The sequence below is a fragment of the Dactylococcopsis salina PCC 8305 genome, assembly GCF_000317615.1.
Lineage (GTDB): Bacteria > Cyanobacteriota > Cyanobacteriia > Cyanobacteriales > Rubidibacteraceae > Halothece > Halothece salina.
This window is the reverse complement of the sequence record NC_019780.1, coordinates 3,766,183-3,781,008: the sequence shown is the minus strand read 5'-3', so window position 1 is coordinate 3,781,008 and position 14,826 is coordinate 3,766,183. Positions and strand designations below refer to the sequence as shown.

Below are 14,826 nucleotides of genomic sequence, written 5' to 3'. Positions count from 1 at the left end.
AATTAACATGACACAATTTCCCCAGTTCAATCCCGATTTTATTGAAGATGATGAGGACAAAGAAGGTTATTTTGACTACTTCTTCGACTTACCAGGAAGTGAACCAGGAACGTTATGGATTGAAGAAGGGGCTACTCCCTCACAAATTATTTTAATTGATTATACTCCGAAACACGCGGTAAAAAAAATAATATTGACCCTTCAACTTTAGAACATTATTTAGGAAGTGAATCTGCTTCTTGGTTAGATGTACAAGGACTTGGTTCTGAGCGTATTCTAAAACAAATTGGGCAAATTTTCAAGCTCCATCCTTTATTACTAGAAGATGTGGTGAATGTGCCACAACGTCCGAAACTAGAAGATTATAATGAGCAGTTAATTGTGATCGTTCACTTAGTACAACCGAAACCAGAAGAGGATGGGTTTTATACTCAACAAGTGAGTTTTGTGTTAGGAAAAAGCTATTTATTAACGTTTCAAGAAGAACCCAACCACGACTGTTTTAATCCCGTCCGTGAGCGATTAAAAAATAATAAGGGGAAAATTCGCACTTCCGGGGTTGATTACTTAACTTATTTATTATTAGATACAATGTTTCTAGTATTTTTGTTCCCCTTACATTTATTGCGGGAGTGTATGGGATGAATTTTGAATATATGCCCGAATTAACTTGGAAATGGAGTTATTTTGTAGTTCTTGGCTTAATGGCGATCGTTGCGATCGGGCTAATTCTATTTTTCTGGCGTAATGGTTGGCTAAAAAGATTCTATCCCACTGCACCTACGGATGAGAAAAAGAGTAAAAATAAAAGAAAGTTTCGATTGCCTCGTCGCCGCAGAAAAAAATCCAATCAATGATCAAACGTAGGTTGGGTGCAGCTACCGCGAAACCCAACACAAATTAGATCAAAAGTAGGCCCTTGTGAAGCTACCGCGAAACCCAACACCAATCATAAGGGGGGCTTAGATCAAGTTCGCTCGATCGAGCATAAAACGTAGGCCCTTGTGAAGCTACCGCGAAACCCAACACCAATCATAAGCAATTACCCGAACTTGATATTAGGGGGGATTCTAGCCACTGATTCTAGGTTGGGTTTCGTAGCCTCCACCCAACCTTTTACAGTGACCAATGTAGAGACGTTCCATGGAACGTCTCCCAGTGACCAGTAATCAGTGAACAAATAACGAATAACGAATAACGAATAACGAATATTGGTGTTGGGTTTCGTAGCCTCCACCCAACCTACACCCAACCAGCGCTTAAAACGATCGTGCTGCTGATGAACACTAAACCTAACGCCCAAGTAATGCGGTTTAAGGTCTTCTCGGCGCTTTTGGTGCTGGTAAACAGTTCCGATTGACCACTCAGCCCACCTAAACCATCACTCTTGGGAGAATGAAGTAAGACCAAAACAATCAATAAAAGGGCTGAAGCAATGGAGGTAATTTCTAAAAGGGTTTCAACTGTCATTTTTTTTACTCGATTAAAGATAAGAGTTCTAGGATATCAAGACTTATAGGGAAATATCGACAGGGGTACGATTACGCTTCACTTGAACGTTGCTAGTTGCAATCAATGACTCCCCTGTCATTTCTTGCGGTTGCGGAAGTTGCAAAATCTCTAGAATAGTGGGAGCAATATCCGCTAAACAGCCACCTTCCCGTAATTGGACTTCGCCGCCATGTCCTGGGATTTTACGTTTTTCTCCTTCTAAGAAGATAAAAGGGACTAAGTTAGTAGTGTGCGCTGTCCAAGGATTCCCAGCTTCGTCCGCCATGTATTCGGAATTACCATGATCAGCAGTAATCAGGGCTGTTCCTCCCATTTTACTGATACTCTCTAGCAAGCGTCCTAAACAGCTATCAACGGTTTCGATCGCGCTGATGGCGGCGTTTAAATTCCCTGTATGACCAACCATATCAGGATTTGCGTAGTTAATCACCACTAAGGAATAAATCCCTTGTTCTACGGCTTCACAAGCGACATCGGTCACAGCTTCGGCGGACATTGCAGGGGCTTTGTCATAAGTGGAAACTAAAGGACTATTGATCAGTTTGCGATCTTCTCCTGTAAAGGGTTTTTCCTCGCCGCCATTAAAAAAGTAGGTGACGTGAGGATATTTTTCGGTTTCGGCGGTTCGCAACTGTCGTAATCCCGCGTTGGCGATTACTTCTCCTAAGATATTGGTTAAGTTTTGCGGTTTGAAGGCGACTTCTACCGAAAGGGAAGCGTCATATTGGGTAAAGGTGGCAAAATGTAAGGGATTAATCCAAGTTCGATCGAAGCCATCAAAATCAGGATCAGTGAAGGCTCTGGTCAACTGTCGAGCGCGATCGGGGCGAAAATTAAAAAAGATCACACCGTCGCCAGCTTCTACACCTCCCGAAGCGATACGAGTGGGAGGAATAAACTCGTCAGTGACTTTTAGGTCATAATGGCTCTTTAAAAGCTCAATGGGAGAGGTTTCCGTTTCACACTCTCCCTGACCAATGACATCGTAGGCTTTTTGGATACGATCCCAGCGATGATCGCGATCCATTGCGTAATAGCGACCACTGACGGTGACAATTTTCCCGATTCCTATTTGGTCTATATACTCTTGAATCTGCTCGATCGCGCTAACACCCGCGTGAGGATTCGTATCCCGTCCATCGGTGAAAGCGTGAATACAAACCTCGCTGATACCTTGCGCTTGTGCCAGTTTCAATAAACCCAATAAATGAGAAAGATGAGAATGAACGCCGCCATTAGAACATAACCCCATTAAGTGGAGTTTTCCGTCGCTGGCTTTCACCTTTTCACAGGTTTCCAACAAAGCTGCATTTTCTAAAATCGAGCCATCTTCTACCGCGTCGCTGATGCGAACCAACTCTTGGGGAACAACTCTCCCCGCGCCGATATTGAGATGACCGACTTCTGAGTTTCCCATTTGTCCGTCTGGTAAACCCACTGCTTTCCCTGACGCTTTGATTTGAGTCAAGGGATAAACGGCTCTCAAGCTATCCATGATTGGGGTATTTCCCAGCGCGATCGCGTTGGCGGTCTCACTTTGGTTTTCTCCCCAACCATCGAGGATTACTAGCACCACAGGGGCGATCGGTGCGTCTGTCATAATCTTTTTCCTATCTTCTGTGCGTCTCTCATGGACATAATAAACCACTCTTAACCGTTGAAGCACCTCGGTTTAGATGACTTCCATTGGGCGCGATCGAGATTTTTATCTCTTGATTCTTGATCCCTGATGTTTTGTCATCTAATGGAAACGATCAAGCCTGATTTTATCATTTTGTGACATTTTACTTTAAATTGAGCATTTAGCCACAATTATTCTGATTTTTCCGTTAATTCTGCCAAGCGTTCTTGTTGATCTTGGGAAATACAAGATTGAATCAAATCTTCGAGACTTCCTTCCAACACGGGTTCGAGATTAAAATTCACTCCTAGCCGATGATCCGTCACCCGATTATCTTTATAGTTGTAGGTGCGAATTTTCTCCGATCGCCCTCCTGTACCCACTTGAGAGCGGCGCATCGAGGTAACTGAGTCATATTGTTCCCGTAATTTAATCTCATACAGCTTCGATCGCAAAATCTGCATCGCCCGTTCTCGGTTTTTCAGTTGCGAACGTTCTTGGGTGCAAAAAATACGAATCCCTAGAGGCTTATAAAACAAATCCGCTGCGGTTTCTACCTTGTTAACATTTTGTCCCCCAGCGCCACCCGATCGAGCGGTGGTAATCTCCACATCTTTGGGATCAATTTCCACCTCCACATCATCCACTTCTGGCATCACAGCGACGGTAGCGGTGGAAGTGTGAACTCGTCCCCCTGCTTCAGTTGCTGGCACTCGTTGCACCCGATGCACACCCGCTTCAAACTTTAACTTACTATAAACCCGATCGCCTTTGATTTCCAAGATCGCCTCTTTAAATCCCCCCGTTTCCGAAAGGGATTCACTGGCTAAACTGAGACTCCAACCTTGAGTTTCCGCATAACGGGAATACATTCTCACCAGGTCTCCCACCCAGAGACAAGCCTCATCACCGCCAGTTCCCGCTCGAATTTCCAACATGGTATTTTTTTCATCGTTGGGATCACGGGGGAGGAGCAACAGTTTCATCCGTCGCTCCAATTGTTCCAGTTTTTCTTCTAACTCCTTGACTTCGGAAGCTGCCAGTTCCTGCATTTCGGGATCGCCACTGGCATCCTTATAGATTTCCTGAGCTTCTTTTAAGTCTTCTTGAGCTTTTTTCCACTGGTTATAGGTTTCTACAGTCTCCTCTAGGGAGGAACGAGCTTTGGCAACTCGTTGTAATTCATCGGGATCAGTTGCAATGTCAGGATCACCTAAACGGCGGGTGAGTTCGTTGTAGGTTTCCTCGACAGATTGCAATTTTTCTAAAACGTAAGATTCAGCCATGCAGTTAATTCGTTATTAATTATTAGTCGTTTCCTCCTTATCATTTTGACTGATGATTGCGGGTTACATCTATTTCCCTTCGTCTTCACTGTCATCAAACATTCCATACTTCCGTAAGAATCGATCGACGCGACCTTCGGTATCAATAATTTTCTGATTTCCTGTGTAGAACGGATGATTTCCCGACCAAACATCAACGTGAAGTTCGGGTTGGGTTGCGCCAACGGTCATCACTACTTCTCCGTTACAAATTACTTTTGCATCGGGATACCATTGGGGATGAATGCCTTCTTTTGCCATGATTTCCCTCCTTATTATTAGGTTTAATCTAACGTTTCGAGAATTGAGGGGCTTTTCTTGCCTTCCGTAAGCCGTATTTTTTCCGCTCTTTCGATCGCGGATCACGACTCATATAGCCTTCGGTTTTCAAGGGAGAACGATTTTCTGGATCAAGTTTACATAACGCTCTCGCCACACCCAAACGGACGGCTTCTGCTTGTCCAGTCAAGCCACCACCATGGGCATTAACGAGGATATCATAGTCGCTTTCTAAACCCAGGGTTTCCAGAGGGGCTTTTACCGCGTTGACATAGATCGGATTGTAGTTGAAATAGTGGTCTCCACTGCGGTTATTGACTTTGATTTCACCTGTACCAGGAATGAGACGCACGCGCGCGATCGAGCTTTTGCGGCGACCAGTTCCCCAGTAAACCACACGATTGTTATCTGTTGCTTGCATAATCTTTTAATCTCCTGTTTATTTAGTTAGAAGGGGTAATAGTAATCGGTTTTTGTGCTTGATGGGGATGTTCGGGCCCCGAATAGACTTTTAATTTCTGAAAGATTTGGCGACCTAAACGATTTTTGGGCAACATTCCCTTAACCGCTTTTTCAATAATCCGTTCGGGGATTCTCTGTTGGAGTTGGTTAAAGGTTTCTACTTTCATGCCGCCTGGTCGTCCTGAATGACGGCGATAAAGTTTATCATTGGGTTTGTTACCGCTTAGGGTTACTTTTTCGGCGTTAATTACGATCACAAAATCACCTGTATCCATGTGGGGCGTAAATTGAGGTTTATTTTTACCCCGAATAATCTCGGCGATTTTGGTCGCCAAACGACCCACGCGATAACCTGTGGCATCAATGACATACCATTGTTCTTCTAATGTATCTACTTTCGGTTGGGGGGTTTGATGAAGTGTCATAATTTATTCTTCTGTAGCATCTAAATTAAAATGAGGTTGGCTATTAAACCAAATGGATTCGGGAAAGGGAAACTCTTCATATCCCACCCGTAATAAACAAAGTCCTTTTGCGGGTGCGGAATACTTGACGCGATCGCGCTGTTTTTCCTGCCAAATCTCTCGAAACGCTTCGGTACTCAGTTCGCCTGTTCCCACTTTCACCAGCATTCCCACTAACAAGCGCACCATCCCGTATAAAAAGCCATCCGCTTGAATTTCGATCTCGACAATCGATCCTTTACGGATACACTGGACAGCTTGCACTTCCACCCATGTGTGCGATCGCTCTGAACCCGCACGACAAAAGGCGGCGAGATCATGGTATCCCAGTAATGGCTTTAAAGCCGCTTCGATCGATGCTGTGTTCAGAGGAGCATAATAATAATGCCAACTGAAGGGCGCAAGAAACAAGTTAGGAGGGTTGGCGGTGTAAAGGGTGTACCGATAACGCCGATAACTAGCACTAAAACGGGCGTGCCAATCTGAAGCCACCTGTGCCGAAGCTCGAATCAGGAGATCATTCCCTAACTGCTTATTCAGCACGATCGCGAACTTTTCCGCAGGAATTGGGCTAATGACATCAAAATGAGCCACCTGCGCCGCCGCATGGACACCGCTATCAGTGCGTCCAGCGCCATGTAAGGGAATCCACTGTGAAGAAGAAACCGTGCGATTAATCGCCTTTTCGATTTCCTCTTGTACCGTTCGATAGTGCGGTTGACGTTGCCAGCCATAAAACGCAGTTCCCAAGTATTGAACCACTAAAGCAACCCGTTTTTTTTGCGCTGACTCACTCACCAATTTTACACTAACTCAATCACAGCCATTTCCGCATTATCACCGCGACGGCGAATCGTTCTCAAAACCCGAGTGTAACCGCCATTACGATTACCATATCGTTCTTGAGCATTGGCAAACAACTGATGGACTAATTGTTTATCATACATATAGCCTAATGCTCGTCTCCGTGCGGACAAAGAGCCATCTTTGGCTAAAGTAATCATTCGATCGACTTCCGAACGTACAGCCTTCGCACGGGTTTTTGTTGTCGTAATCTGTCCGTGTCTAATTAATTCTGTGGTTAGCGATCGCAGTAACGCCCGACGTTGATCCGCCGGACGACCGAGTTTTTTAACACGACAACGATGACGCATGATCAGCCTCCTTTTCTAGTTTTTTTATATCAATTTAAGTCGCCGTTGACTTTTCTTGAGGGAGAGTAATCCCCAAGCGGTCTTGTAGTGCTTCCACCACTTCTTCCGCCGATTTTTGTCCAAAATTCTTGATTTCCAAGAGGTCTTCGTGACTATAATCGAGTAAATCAGCGACAGAGTTAATCTGAGCTCGTTTGAGACAGTTATAAGCTCTCACGGACAATTGCAACTCCTCGATGGGAATCTGTCCGTTGGGGTCTTCTTCTTCCTCCTTCTCCACAGGAAGGGGTTCAATATTCAAATTACCGAGGGGACTAAATAATCCCACCAGAATTGTTGCCGCTTGCGAGAGTGCTTCCTCTGGTTTCACACTACCGTTCGTGGTGATTTCCAAAATCAGACGATCTTTATTTTCCCCGTCATCAATGCGAGTTTCTTCCACCGTGTACTTCACCTTAGAAACGGGCATAAACACCGCATCAATTTGGAGAAAATCTAAAGAACTCACATCTTCCTTTTCCAAGTTAACGACGCGATAACCTGTTCCTCTCTCGATGCGAATTTCCATCTCTAATTTTGCCCCTTCTGCTAAGGTAGCAACATACCCAGTGGGATCAACCACTTCCACTTCTGAGGGGAGATTAAAATCTCCTGCGGTGATTGTGGCTGGTCCGGTGGCGGCGAGACGAGCAATATGAGGTCCTGGGGAGTAACTTCTGAAGACAAGCTCTTTCAGATTGAGTAAGATTTCCAGAACATCCTCTCTTACGCCAGGGACGGTAGCAAACTCATGGGTCACTCCTGCGATTCGAGTTGCCGTTACCGCCGTCCCTTCTAGGTTCGATAACAAAACCCGTCTGAGGGCATTCCCAACGGTCAAACCCTGCCCTCTTTCTAGGGGTTCTAAGACAAATTTACTATATTGGTTTTGGGTTTTATTATCAGTCTTGGATTCGACACAATCGACGGTAAAGTCTTTTAGCAGCGCCACAGAGAAACCTCCCTTCTTTGATTCTTGTTATTTTTGGTTGTCCTTTTCGGCTGTTCGTTATCTGTCTGATTCACAACCCACAACCCACAACCGCTTCTGATGGTCTTAAACGCGACGGCGTTTCGGGGGACGGCATCCGTTATGAGGAATCGGGGTAACATCACGAATGAGAGTGATTTCTAATCCTGCCCCTTGCAGAGCGCGGATGGCGGTTTCCCGACCCGCACCCGGACCACTGACCATAACTTCAATTTGACGCATCCCTTGCTCGGTGGCTCGTCTTCCTGCTTGGTCGGCAGCGGTTTGAGCGGCGAAAGGTGTTCCTTTTTTCGCTCCTTTAAATCCACTGGAACCGGCGGAAGCCCAAGAAATCACGTCTCCTCTGGTGTCAGAGATCGTCACGAGGGTGTTATTAAAGGTGGACTGAACATGGGCAACGCCACTCGGGACGTTTTTTTTCGTTTTTCTAGAAGAACTTTTTTTTGTTTGTCGCGCCATAGGTTTTTGAGTTTGATTTCGCTTCTGACCAGTAAGTTATTTTGGAGGTTAAGAGAACCTTGCTTATTTTTTAGCTGGGGGTTTCTTTTTACCTGCAATGGCAAGTCTTTTCCCGCGACGGGTGCGAGCATTGGTGCGGGTGCGTTGACCCCGTACTGGTAAACCTAAACGGTGACGACGACCGCGATAAGTGCCAATATCCACCAGACGCTTGATATTCATGTTTTCTGCTCGTCGCAGGTCCCCTTCCACTTGATAGTTGGTTTCGATGTGTGAGCGCAGTTTCGCCTCTTCGTTAACATCAAGGTCTTTGGCTCTTGTGTCTGGGTTGATCCCTGTTTCTGCTAAGATTTTTTGGGAAGTGGATAAACCAATTCCATAGATATATGTGAGTGCCGTCTCTACGCGCTTATCACGCGGAAGTTCTACTCCTGAAATCCGTGCCACGTTTTTCTCCCTTGTTCGTTTTTTCTGCTATGATTTGGATAATTAGGTTTTATCCTTGACGTTGTTTATGTTTAGGATTGGAGCAGATGACCATCACTCGCCCTCGGCGGCGGATGACTCGGCATCGCTCACACATTTTTCGCACTGAAGGTCGAACTTTCATAGTTGCTTTATTTTTACGTTACAAGCCTATCACTATATCATATTTTAGGTACTTTTTCAATGCCTATTCAATCTCTATTTTTTACGCAGACGATAGGTAATTCTCCCTTTGGTTAAGTCGTAAGGGGTTAATTCCACTTTGACTTTATCCCCTGGTAAAATTTTGATATAGTTACGACGAATTTTTCCAGAAATGTGTGCCAAGACGTTGAAACCGTTTTCTAAATCCACTCGAAACATTGCGTTCGGTAAAGATTCAGTAACTGTTCCTTCCATCTCAATCAAGTCTTGTTTAGACATAGAGTTTTATTTCTCCTTGAAGACAGCGACTAAGGAAATTGCTTTTTAACAAAGTTTTGAAAAAAAACATAATTTACCGCCCCTATCTTAACAAAATTTTAGTTTTTTCCGTGTCAACAACCTTCTTTCATGGCAGTTTTAATCCGTTCGGTGACTTCTGGAAGGGGTTGGCTACCATCGACTTGTAAAAAGTGGTTTCGTTCTTTATAGAAGTGAATTAAGGTTTCGGTTTGATTGTGGAAGACATCTAAGCGATGACGGATCGTTTCTTCGGTGTCGTCTTTTCGTCCTCTGGCGAGGAGTCGATCCATGAGAGTCTCATCAGCTACGTCTAGATAAATCACTAAATCGTAGGTAGAATTGAGTTCTTGGAGGAGTTGATCTAAGAATTTTGCTTGCTCTAGGGTGCGGGGAAAACCATCTAGAATCCAGCCCTTTTCTGCGTCTGGTTCTTGTAATCGATCGCGCACTAGGGCGGCTAAGACTTCATCGGGAACTAAGTCCCCATTTTCCACATAACTCTGTGCTTTTTTCCCGACTTCGGTTTTTTGTTCGATCGCGTTACGAAGAATGTCTCCCGTAGCAATATGAGGAATTTCGCATTCTTCCGAGAGTTTTTTCGCTTGTGTTCCTTTCCCTGCTCCTGGTGGCCCAAAAAAAATTAATCTTGAATATTCAGTCATTATTTGTTGTTTGTTATTTGTTATTTGTTATTGGTTAGTGGATATAGCCATCCCAGATTATTTGTAAAGGCTTCTGCCCCCAAACCCCCAAGAATGGGGGCTTTAAGGAATTAAGTTTTTCTTTACTATCCACTATCCAGTGCAGACTATCCACTGGTTACTGTTTCACCATTCCTTCATAGCGTTGAGAAATGACACTGCTTTGAATTTGTTTCGCCGTGTCGATCGCCACCCCAACTAAAATCAAGAGTGATGTCGCCCCCAACCCTTGAAAGGTGGTGACTCCCGTTGCCGTTTCTACGGCGGTGGGAACGGTTGCCACCAAACCCAGGAAGATTGCACCCAACAGCGTTAAACGGTTAATTACCTTTTGTAAATAGTCGCTGGTAGCTTTACCTGGACGAATCCCAGGGATGCTTGCGCCCATTTTTTTCAGATTTTGGGACATATCGACGGGATTAACCACTAAACTGGCGTAAAAGTAGCTAAAGAACAGAATTAACAGTAAATACACCGAGACATAGAGCCATGGTGTGGGTCCGCCAGGGTTAAGATAGGTGGAGACTTGAATTAAAAACTGATTCAAGGTGGCTGCAATGCCAGTTTGTTCCTCACTACCACCTTGGGTAAATTGCGCCAACGAAGAGGGCAAAATCAGCAGGGTAGAGGCGAAAATAATCGGTAAAACACCACCTTGGTTGACTCGTAAGGGAAGGTAGCTAGTGCGTTCCCGATACAGTCTTCGCCCCACTTGTCGCCGTGCGGAAACAATGGGAATCCGCCGCGTCCCTTCTTGGACAAAGACAATGCCCACAATCATCACAAGGAACACCAGCGCTAACACTAAAACTTGTGCTACGGCTTCTCGTCCTCCTGTTTGGGCAAACTCGATCGTATTCCCCAGGGTTGTTGGTAAGATCGCGACAATGTTGACAAAAATCAGTAATGATGCACCGTTACCGATTCCCCTTTCTGTGATCAGTTCTGATATCCAAATCACAAACATTGAGCCAGCAGTTAGGGCAATTACGGTTTTTAATAAAAAGATCGGACCGGGATTATAAGCATAAGGTTGGACAAAACTGGCTAAACCAAAGCTGTTAAAAATCGCCGAAGCGAGAGCAACATAACGGGTAATTTGGGAAATTTTCCGTCGTCCTGCTTCTCCCTCGTTTTTTTGTAAATTTTCTAAGTAAGGTAGTGCCGCCGTCAGCAACTGCATGATGATGGAAGCATTAATGAAGGGAAGAATGCCGAGGGCAAAAATCCCTACTGCGGATAAGCCACCGCCAGACAGGAAGTTCAAAAAGCCAGAAATGGGGCTATCTTGAACGGCTTGGGCGAAACCGGCTCGATCGACCCCAGGGACGGGAATCCGTACTCCGAGCCGTACCAGTAAAATCAAACCCACAGTGATCAACAAGCGACTGCGTAATCCCGCCGCTTGCGCCATCTGCATAAATGTTTCTTGTGCGTTTGGGGTTCTTTCTCGACTAACAACCATGAAGGATTATTTCTCCCCGATATTAAAAGTTGGTAAATGTTGGGTCGGCATCCGATTTAACCAGTGGTGTCAGTTACACCACCTCACAACTCCCCCCAGCAGACTCGATTTTTTCCCGAGCGCTTTTGGTAAAAGCACTGGCTTTTACTTGTAGAGGAATCGTAATTTCGCCATCCCCTAAGATTTTTAGCGGACCTTCGGCTTGGTTTAATAACCCTTTTTCCATCAGTACCGCGAGGGTAACTTCGGTGTTGGGGTCTAAAGATGCCAACTTACTTACATTAATGGTAGTGTAGCGGCGTTGGTTAACGACCGTAAAGTGTTTAAGTTTGGGAACGCGACGGTAAAGGGGCATTTGTCCCCCTTCAAAACCTCGGAAGGGATTGGGACCGGAACGGGCTTTTTGACCGCGCATTCCTTTCCCACAGGAGGCTCCCTGTCCTGCGGAAATGCCCCGTCCTAAACGGCGGCGACGTTTGCGAGAGCCTTTTTTGGGCTTTAATTCATGTAGTTTCATAGTTCAATAATGATAAAGTTTGAGTCACTCTAAACTTGTCCTGAGACTAGGAGAAGATTTGTTCTAAGGAAACATCTCGTTCGTCGGCGACTTCTTTAAAGGTGCGTAAGGAAGAAAGCGCATCGATCGCGGCTCTCGCGTTATTCAAGGGATTAGAAGACCCCAGTTGTTTGGCGAGGATATTTTTCACCCCAGATAATTCGAGAACAGTACGCACTGCACCCCCAGCAATTACCCCTGTACCTGGGGCCGCTGGGCGAATCATTACTTTTGCGCCCCCAGCAAAGCCATCGGCACGATGCGGAATCGAGTTTCCTTTGGTGATGGGAATATCAACTAATTGTTTTTTGGCATCAGCGACCCCTTTACGGACGGCCCCGATGACATCTCCTGCTTTGCCAACGCCAACGCCCACTTGACCGCGATCGTTCCCCACGACCACGATCGCGCGGAAACTGAGTTTTTTACCGCCTTTAACCACTTTACTAACGCGGCGAATTTGAATCACCCGTTCTTGGTATTGGCTATCGTCACCTTTTTTACCTTGATTGCGTTTTGCCATATTTCCCCCTTAAAATTCTAGTCCAGCTTCCCGTGCGGCATCGGCAAGACTACGGACTCGTCCATGGTAAATGTTGCCGCCGCGATCGAATACCACCTGCTTAATCCCTTGTTCTAACGCCCGTTGGGCGACTAAATTGCCAACCGCTGCGGAGGCTTCGCAAGTGGCAGTGGCGTTTAAGGTTTGCCGTAAATTGGGATCGACGGTGGAAGCTGCAACGATCGTATGTTGTTTGTCGTCGTCGATGACTTGGGCATAAATATGCTGATGCGATCGAAAAACAGCTAAACGAGGGCGTTGGGCTGTTCCTTGCACCTTGCGCCGAATCCGACGATGGCGCTGTTTGATTAACTCTCTGCGATTGTTCTTCATCGTTGTTATTTCTTCCCTGACTTACCAGCTTTTTGTCGGACTTGTTCACCGAGAAAGCGAATCCCTTTCCCTTTATAAGGTTCAGGGGGTCGAACGGCGCGAATTTTTGCCGTCAAGTTACCGACCAATTCTTTATTAATGCCATTAATAATGATTTCCGTATTTTTTTCGACTGCCACTTGAATCCCATCAGGGGGAACAATCTCAACGGGATGACTGTATCCCACATTTAAGATCAAGTTGCGTCCTTGAACTTGCGCCCGATAACCAACCCCTTGAATTTGCAAGCGTCGCTCAAATCCTTGAGACACCCCATGTACCATATTGGCGACGAGGGTTCTGGCTAAACCATGACGTTCTCGCGCTTTCCGAGAATCGTTCACCCGATGCACTAAAATTCGGTCTTCTTCTTGTTCAATGGTGACAAAATCGGGCATTGTCTGTTCCAATTCCCCTTTCGGACCTTTCACTTTGACGAGTTTCCCATCGAGGGTAATCTCGACTTTTTTAGGAATTGGAATCGGTAATTTACCAATCCGTGACATGATGATTTACTCCTTACAATCAGTGCTGAATTTACCAGACATAGCAGAGAACTTCTCCGCCGATGCGCCGTTTTCGGGCTTCGCGGTCAGTCATAATGCCACTGGAAGTAGAGACAATGGCGATGCCAATGCCACCGAGAACCCGAGGCAATTCTTTATGGTTGGAATAAACTCTCAAACCAGGTCTGCTGACACGCTGCAGTTTTTTAATAATCGGTTTACGATTACGACCTTGATAGCGTAAAGAAATCAAGACTTGTTTTTTCAATCCTTCACCGACTTCTTCGTAACTGTCGATGAAACCTTCTTCTTTTAAAACGCGGGCAATGTTGCGGTTCATTTTATTGAAGGGGACAACGGTGGTTTCATGTTGTACCATGCAAGCATTGCGAATCCGCGTGAGCATATCGGAAATTGTATCTGTGGATGGCATTAGTTCCTCTTTTCCCTCCTGTGCAAAGCGCGTGATTATTGTTCTCGGAAGGGCATTCCCATGGCTTTAAGTAGGGCGCGACCTTCTTCATCGGTTTTGGCGGTGGTAATGATGGCAATATCCATCCCGCGAATCTGATCAATGCTGTCGTATTCAATCTCTGGGAAGAGAATTTGCTCTCTTAAACCGAGGTTGTAGTTGCCTCGTCCATCAAAACTTCGGGGACTAATGCCGCGAAAATCTCGGATTCTGGGAAGGGAGACGTTAATCAGTCGATCGAGGAAGGCATACATCCGTTGATCCCGTAGCGTCACCATCACCCCGACGGGCATTCCTTCGCGGACTTTAAACCCAGCGATCGCTTTTTTGGCGCGAGTCACTACAGGTTTTTGCCCCGTAATGGTGGCGATTTCTTTCACAGACAGTTCTAGTGCTTTGGCATTTTGGGAGGCTTCCCCCAAACCGCGATTAACGGTCACTTTCACTACTTTTGGAATTTCATGGACATTGCTGTAGCCAAACTCTTGTCTGAGTTGGGGAGCAATGGTTTCGATATAGGTGGTTTTTAGTCGTTGCGTCATAGTTTTTTTTCGGTCTCAATTGGGTTGTCCTGGTCTTGGTCAGGAGTTGAGCCAAATTAATCAATAATTTCGCCTGTTTTCTTGAGCATTCTCACTTTCCGTCCGTCTTCGGTGTAGGTATAGCTAACCCGAGACGCACAGGATTGTTTATTGGAGTAGAGCATCACATTGGAGCTATGAATCGGCGCTTCAAAGGTGATAATCTGCCCTTTTTCTCCTTCTTGTTTCGGTTTCAGGTGTTTGGTGCGAACGTTTACGTTTTCCACCACCACACGGGATTCTTTGGGGATGACTTGTTGAATTTCTCCCACTTTTCCTTTATCTTTTCCCGAAATGACTTGTACGGTGTCGCCTTTTTTGACGTGCATTTTGTACCGTTTGGGAAGGGGTTGAGTGCGATTTTTTTTGGGCATC

Annotated in this window: 23 protein-coding genes and 1 pseudogene; 1 reads left to right on the top strand and 23 read right to left on the bottom strand. The window is 45.5% G+C overall.

The genetic code is table 11. From position 1 onward, the window contains the following. The first annotated feature begins 7 nt into the window (after positions 1-7). Positions 8-857 (top strand): annotated as a pseudogene (locus tag DACSA_RS23150) (CorA family divalent cation transporter). A 185-nt stretch (positions 858-1,042) separates the two neighbouring features. Here the strand turns inward: DACSA_RS23150 and DACSA_RS21145 are convergent. From DACSA_RS21145 to rplX, 23 genes are all read right to left on the bottom strand, one after another. Then, positions 1,043-1,237 (bottom strand): hypothetical protein, encoded by a 195-nt coding sequence (locus DACSA_RS21145; protein ID WP_156800851.1) that lies wholly within the window; start codon positions 1,235-1,237, stop codon positions 1,043-1,045. A gap of 5 nt (positions 1,238-1,242) precedes the next feature. Further along, on the bottom strand, positions 1,243-1,470 hold the full coding sequence (secG, locus tag DACSA_RS18095) for a preprotein translocase subunit SecG (RefSeq protein ID WP_015231134.1): 228 nt from the start codon (positions 1,468-1,470) through the stop codon (positions 1,243-1,245). Between the two features lie 43 nt (positions 1,471-1,513). Then, positions 1,514-3,112, bottom strand: a complete 1,599-nt coding sequence (gene gpmI / locus DACSA_RS18090; protein ID WP_015231133.1) for a 2,3-bisphosphoglycerate-independent phosphoglycerate mutase — start codon at positions 3,110-3,112, stop codon at positions 1,514-1,516. Positions 3,113-3,324: 212 nt separating this feature from the next. Continuing rightward, positions 3,325-4,419 (bottom strand): peptide chain release factor 1, encoded by a 1,095-nt coding sequence (gene prfA, locus DACSA_RS18085; RefSeq protein ID WP_015231132.1) that lies wholly within the window; start codon positions 4,417-4,419, stop codon positions 3,325-3,327. A 69-nt stretch (positions 4,420-4,488) separates the two neighbouring features. Continuing rightward, positions 4,489-4,719: a 50S ribosomal protein L31 gene (gene rpmE / locus DACSA_RS18080; protein WP_015231131.1), complete on the bottom strand. Its 231-nt coding sequence runs from the start codon at positions 4,717-4,719 to the stop codon at positions 4,489-4,491. A 28-nt stretch (positions 4,720-4,747) separates the two neighbouring features. Next, positions 4,748-5,158 carry a 30S ribosomal protein S9 gene (gene rpsI, locus DACSA_RS18075; protein WP_015231130.1) on the bottom strand — a complete coding sequence of 137 codons (411 nt, stop codon included), beginning with the start codon at positions 5,156-5,158 and terminating at the stop codon, positions 4,748-4,750. Between the two features lie 22 nt (positions 5,159-5,180). Continuing rightward, positions 5,181-5,624 carry a 50S ribosomal protein L13 gene (gene rplM / locus DACSA_RS18070; RefSeq protein ID WP_015231129.1) on the bottom strand — a complete coding sequence of 148 codons (444 nt, stop codon included), beginning with the start codon at positions 5,622-5,624 and terminating at the stop codon, positions 5,181-5,183. A 3-nt stretch (positions 5,625-5,627) separates the two neighbouring features. Continuing rightward, positions 5,628-6,461 (bottom strand): tRNA pseudouridine(38-40) synthase TruA, encoded by an 834-nt coding sequence (gene truA, locus DACSA_RS18065; RefSeq protein ID WP_015231128.1) that lies wholly within the window; start codon positions 6,459-6,461, stop codon positions 5,628-5,630. Positions 6,462-6,466: 5 nt separating this feature from the next. Beyond that, positions 6,467-6,817, bottom strand: a complete 351-nt coding sequence (gene rplQ, locus DACSA_RS18060; protein WP_015231127.1) for a 50S ribosomal protein L17 — start codon at positions 6,815-6,817, stop codon at positions 6,467-6,469. A gap of 34 nt (positions 6,818-6,851) precedes the next feature. Beyond that, positions 6,852-7,808, bottom strand: a complete 957-nt coding sequence (locus DACSA_RS18055) for a DNA-directed RNA polymerase subunit alpha (RefSeq protein WP_015231126.1) — start codon at positions 7,806-7,808, stop codon at positions 6,852-6,854. Positions 7,809-7,913: 105 nt separating this feature from the next. Beyond that, positions 7,914-8,306 (bottom strand): 30S ribosomal protein S11, encoded by a 393-nt coding sequence (gene rpsK / locus DACSA_RS18050; RefSeq protein ID WP_015231125.1) that lies wholly within the window; start codon positions 8,304-8,306, stop codon positions 7,914-7,916. 63 nt (positions 8,307-8,369) lie between these two features. Next, the gene (rpsM, locus tag DACSA_RS18045; RefSeq protein ID WP_015231124.1) at positions 8,370-8,753 is read right to left on the bottom strand and encodes a 30S ribosomal protein S13; all 384 of its coding nucleotides are present in this window, start codon (positions 8,751-8,753) and stop codon (positions 8,370-8,372) included. A 49-nt stretch (positions 8,754-8,802) separates the two neighbouring features. Next, positions 8,803-8,916, bottom strand: coding sequence for a 50S ribosomal protein L36 (gene rpmJ, locus DACSA_RS19465; protein ID WP_015231123.1), 114 nt, complete (start codon positions 8,914-8,916; stop codon positions 8,803-8,805). 74 nt (positions 8,917-8,990) lie between these two features. Further along, positions 8,991-9,215 (bottom strand): translation initiation factor IF-1, encoded by a 225-nt coding sequence (infA, locus tag DACSA_RS18040; RefSeq protein ID WP_015227146.1) that lies wholly within the window; start codon positions 9,213-9,215, stop codon positions 8,991-8,993. Between the two features lie 113 nt (positions 9,216-9,328). Next, on the bottom strand, positions 9,329-9,898 hold the full coding sequence (locus DACSA_RS18035) for an adenylate kinase (RefSeq protein ID WP_015231122.1): 570 nt from the start codon (positions 9,896-9,898) through the stop codon (positions 9,329-9,331). A gap of 157 nt (positions 9,899-10,055) precedes the next feature. Beyond that, on the bottom strand, positions 10,056-11,402 hold the full coding sequence (gene secY / locus DACSA_RS18030) for a preprotein translocase subunit SecY (protein ID WP_015231121.1): 1,347 nt from the start codon (positions 11,400-11,402) through the stop codon (positions 10,056-10,058). 73 nt (positions 11,403-11,475) lie between these two features. After that, complete coding sequence (rplO, locus tag DACSA_RS18025; protein WP_015231120.1) at positions 11,476-11,919, bottom strand: 50S ribosomal protein L15; 444 nt, start codon at positions 11,917-11,919, stop codon at positions 11,476-11,478. A 46-nt stretch (positions 11,920-11,965) separates the two neighbouring features. Further along, a complete protein-coding gene (rpsE, locus tag DACSA_RS18020; protein ID WP_015231119.1) occupies positions 11,966-12,481 on the bottom strand; it encodes a 30S ribosomal protein S5 in 516 nt (171 codons plus the stop codon). 9 nt (positions 12,482-12,490) lie between these two features. Next, on the bottom strand, positions 12,491-12,853 hold the full coding sequence (gene rplR, locus DACSA_RS18015) for a 50S ribosomal protein L18 (protein WP_015231118.1): 363 nt from the start codon (positions 12,851-12,853) through the stop codon (positions 12,491-12,493). 5 nt (positions 12,854-12,858) lie between these two features. Then, a complete protein-coding gene (rplF, locus tag DACSA_RS18010) occupies positions 12,859-13,398 on the bottom strand; it encodes a 50S ribosomal protein L6 (protein ID WP_015231117.1) in 540 nt (179 codons plus the stop codon). Positions 13,399-13,429: 31 nt separating this feature from the next. Then, positions 13,430-13,831, bottom strand: coding sequence for a 30S ribosomal protein S8 (rpsH, locus tag DACSA_RS18005; RefSeq protein WP_015231116.1), 402 nt, complete (start codon positions 13,829-13,831; stop codon positions 13,430-13,432). A gap of 35 nt (positions 13,832-13,866) precedes the next feature. Then, positions 13,867-14,412: a 50S ribosomal protein L5 gene (rplE, locus tag DACSA_RS18000; RefSeq protein ID WP_015231115.1), complete on the bottom strand. Its 546-nt coding sequence runs from the start codon at positions 14,410-14,412 to the stop codon at positions 13,867-13,869. 56 nt (positions 14,413-14,468) lie between these two features. Beyond that, complete coding sequence (gene rplX / locus DACSA_RS17995) at positions 14,469-14,825, bottom strand: 50S ribosomal protein L24 (RefSeq protein ID WP_015231114.1); 357 nt, start codon at positions 14,823-14,825, stop codon at positions 14,469-14,471. Position 14,826: the final 1 nt, after the last annotated feature.

Excerpts from the sequence above, each read along its gene's own strand:
- secG (WP_015231134.1), bottom strand. The coding sequence starts at position 1,470 with ATGACAGTTGAAACCCTTTTAGAAATTACCTCCATTGCTTCAGCCCTT.
- gpmI (WP_015231133.1), bottom strand. The coding sequence starts at position 3,112 with ATGACAGACGCACCGATCGCCCCTGTGGTGCTAGTAATCCTCGATGGT.
- prfA (WP_015231132.1), bottom strand. The coding sequence starts at position 4,419 with ATGGCTGAATCTTACGTTTTAGAAAAATTGCAATCTGTCGAGGAAACC.
- rpmE (WP_015231131.1), bottom strand. The coding sequence starts at position 4,719 with ATGGCAAAAGAAGGCATTCATCCCCAATGGTATCCCGATGCAAAAGTA.
- rpsI (WP_015231130.1), bottom strand. The coding sequence starts at position 5,158 with ATGCAAGCAACAGATAACAATCGTGTGGTTTACTGGGGAACTGGTCGC.
- rplM (WP_015231129.1), bottom strand. The coding sequence starts at position 5,624 with ATGACACTTCATCAAACCCCCCAACCGAAAGTAGATACATTAGAAGAA.
- rplQ (WP_015231127.1), bottom strand. The coding sequence starts at position 6,817 with ATGCGTCATCGTTGTCGTGTTAAAAAACTCGGTCGTCCGGCGGATCAA.
- rpsK (WP_015231125.1), bottom strand. The coding sequence starts at position 8,306 with ATGGCGCGACAAACAAAAAAAAGTTCTTCTAGAAAAACGAAAAAAAAC.
- rpmJ (WP_015231123.1), bottom strand. The coding sequence starts at position 8,916 with ATGAAAGTTCGACCTTCAGTGCGAAAAATGTGTGAGCGATGCCGAGTC.
- infA (WP_015227146.1), bottom strand. The coding sequence starts at position 9,215 with ATGTCTAAACAAGACTTGATTGAGATGGAAGGAACAGTTACTGAATCT.
- DACSA_RS18035 (WP_015231122.1), bottom strand. The coding sequence starts at position 9,898 with ATGACTGAATATTCAAGATTAATTTTTTTTGGGCCACCAGGAGCAGGG.
- secY (WP_015231121.1), bottom strand. The coding sequence starts at position 11,402 with ATGGTTGTTAGTCGAGAAAGAACCCCAAACGCACAAGAAACATTTATG.
- rplO (WP_015231120.1), bottom strand. The coding sequence starts at position 11,919 with ATGAAACTACATGAATTAAAGCCCAAAAAAGGCTCTCGCAAACGTCGC.
- rpsE (WP_015231119.1), bottom strand. The coding sequence starts at position 12,481 with ATGGCAAAACGCAATCAAGGTAAAAAAGGTGACGATAGCCAATACCAA.
- rplR (WP_015231118.1), bottom strand. The coding sequence starts at position 12,853 with ATGAAGAACAATCGCAGAGAGTTAATCAAACAGCGCCATCGTCGGATT.
- rplF (WP_015231117.1), bottom strand. The coding sequence starts at position 13,398 with ATGTCACGGATTGGTAAATTACCGATTCCAATTCCTAAAAAAGTCGAG.
- rpsH (WP_015231116.1), bottom strand. The coding sequence starts at position 13,831 with ATGCCATCCACAGATACAATTTCCGATATGCTCACGCGGATTCGCAAT.
- rplE (WP_015231115.1), bottom strand. The coding sequence starts at position 14,412 with ATGACGCAACGACTAAAAACCACCTATATCGAAACCATTGCTCCCCAA.
- rplX (WP_015231114.1), bottom strand. The coding sequence starts at position 14,825 with ATGCCCAAAAAAAATCGCACTCAACCCCTTCCCAAACGGTACAAAATG.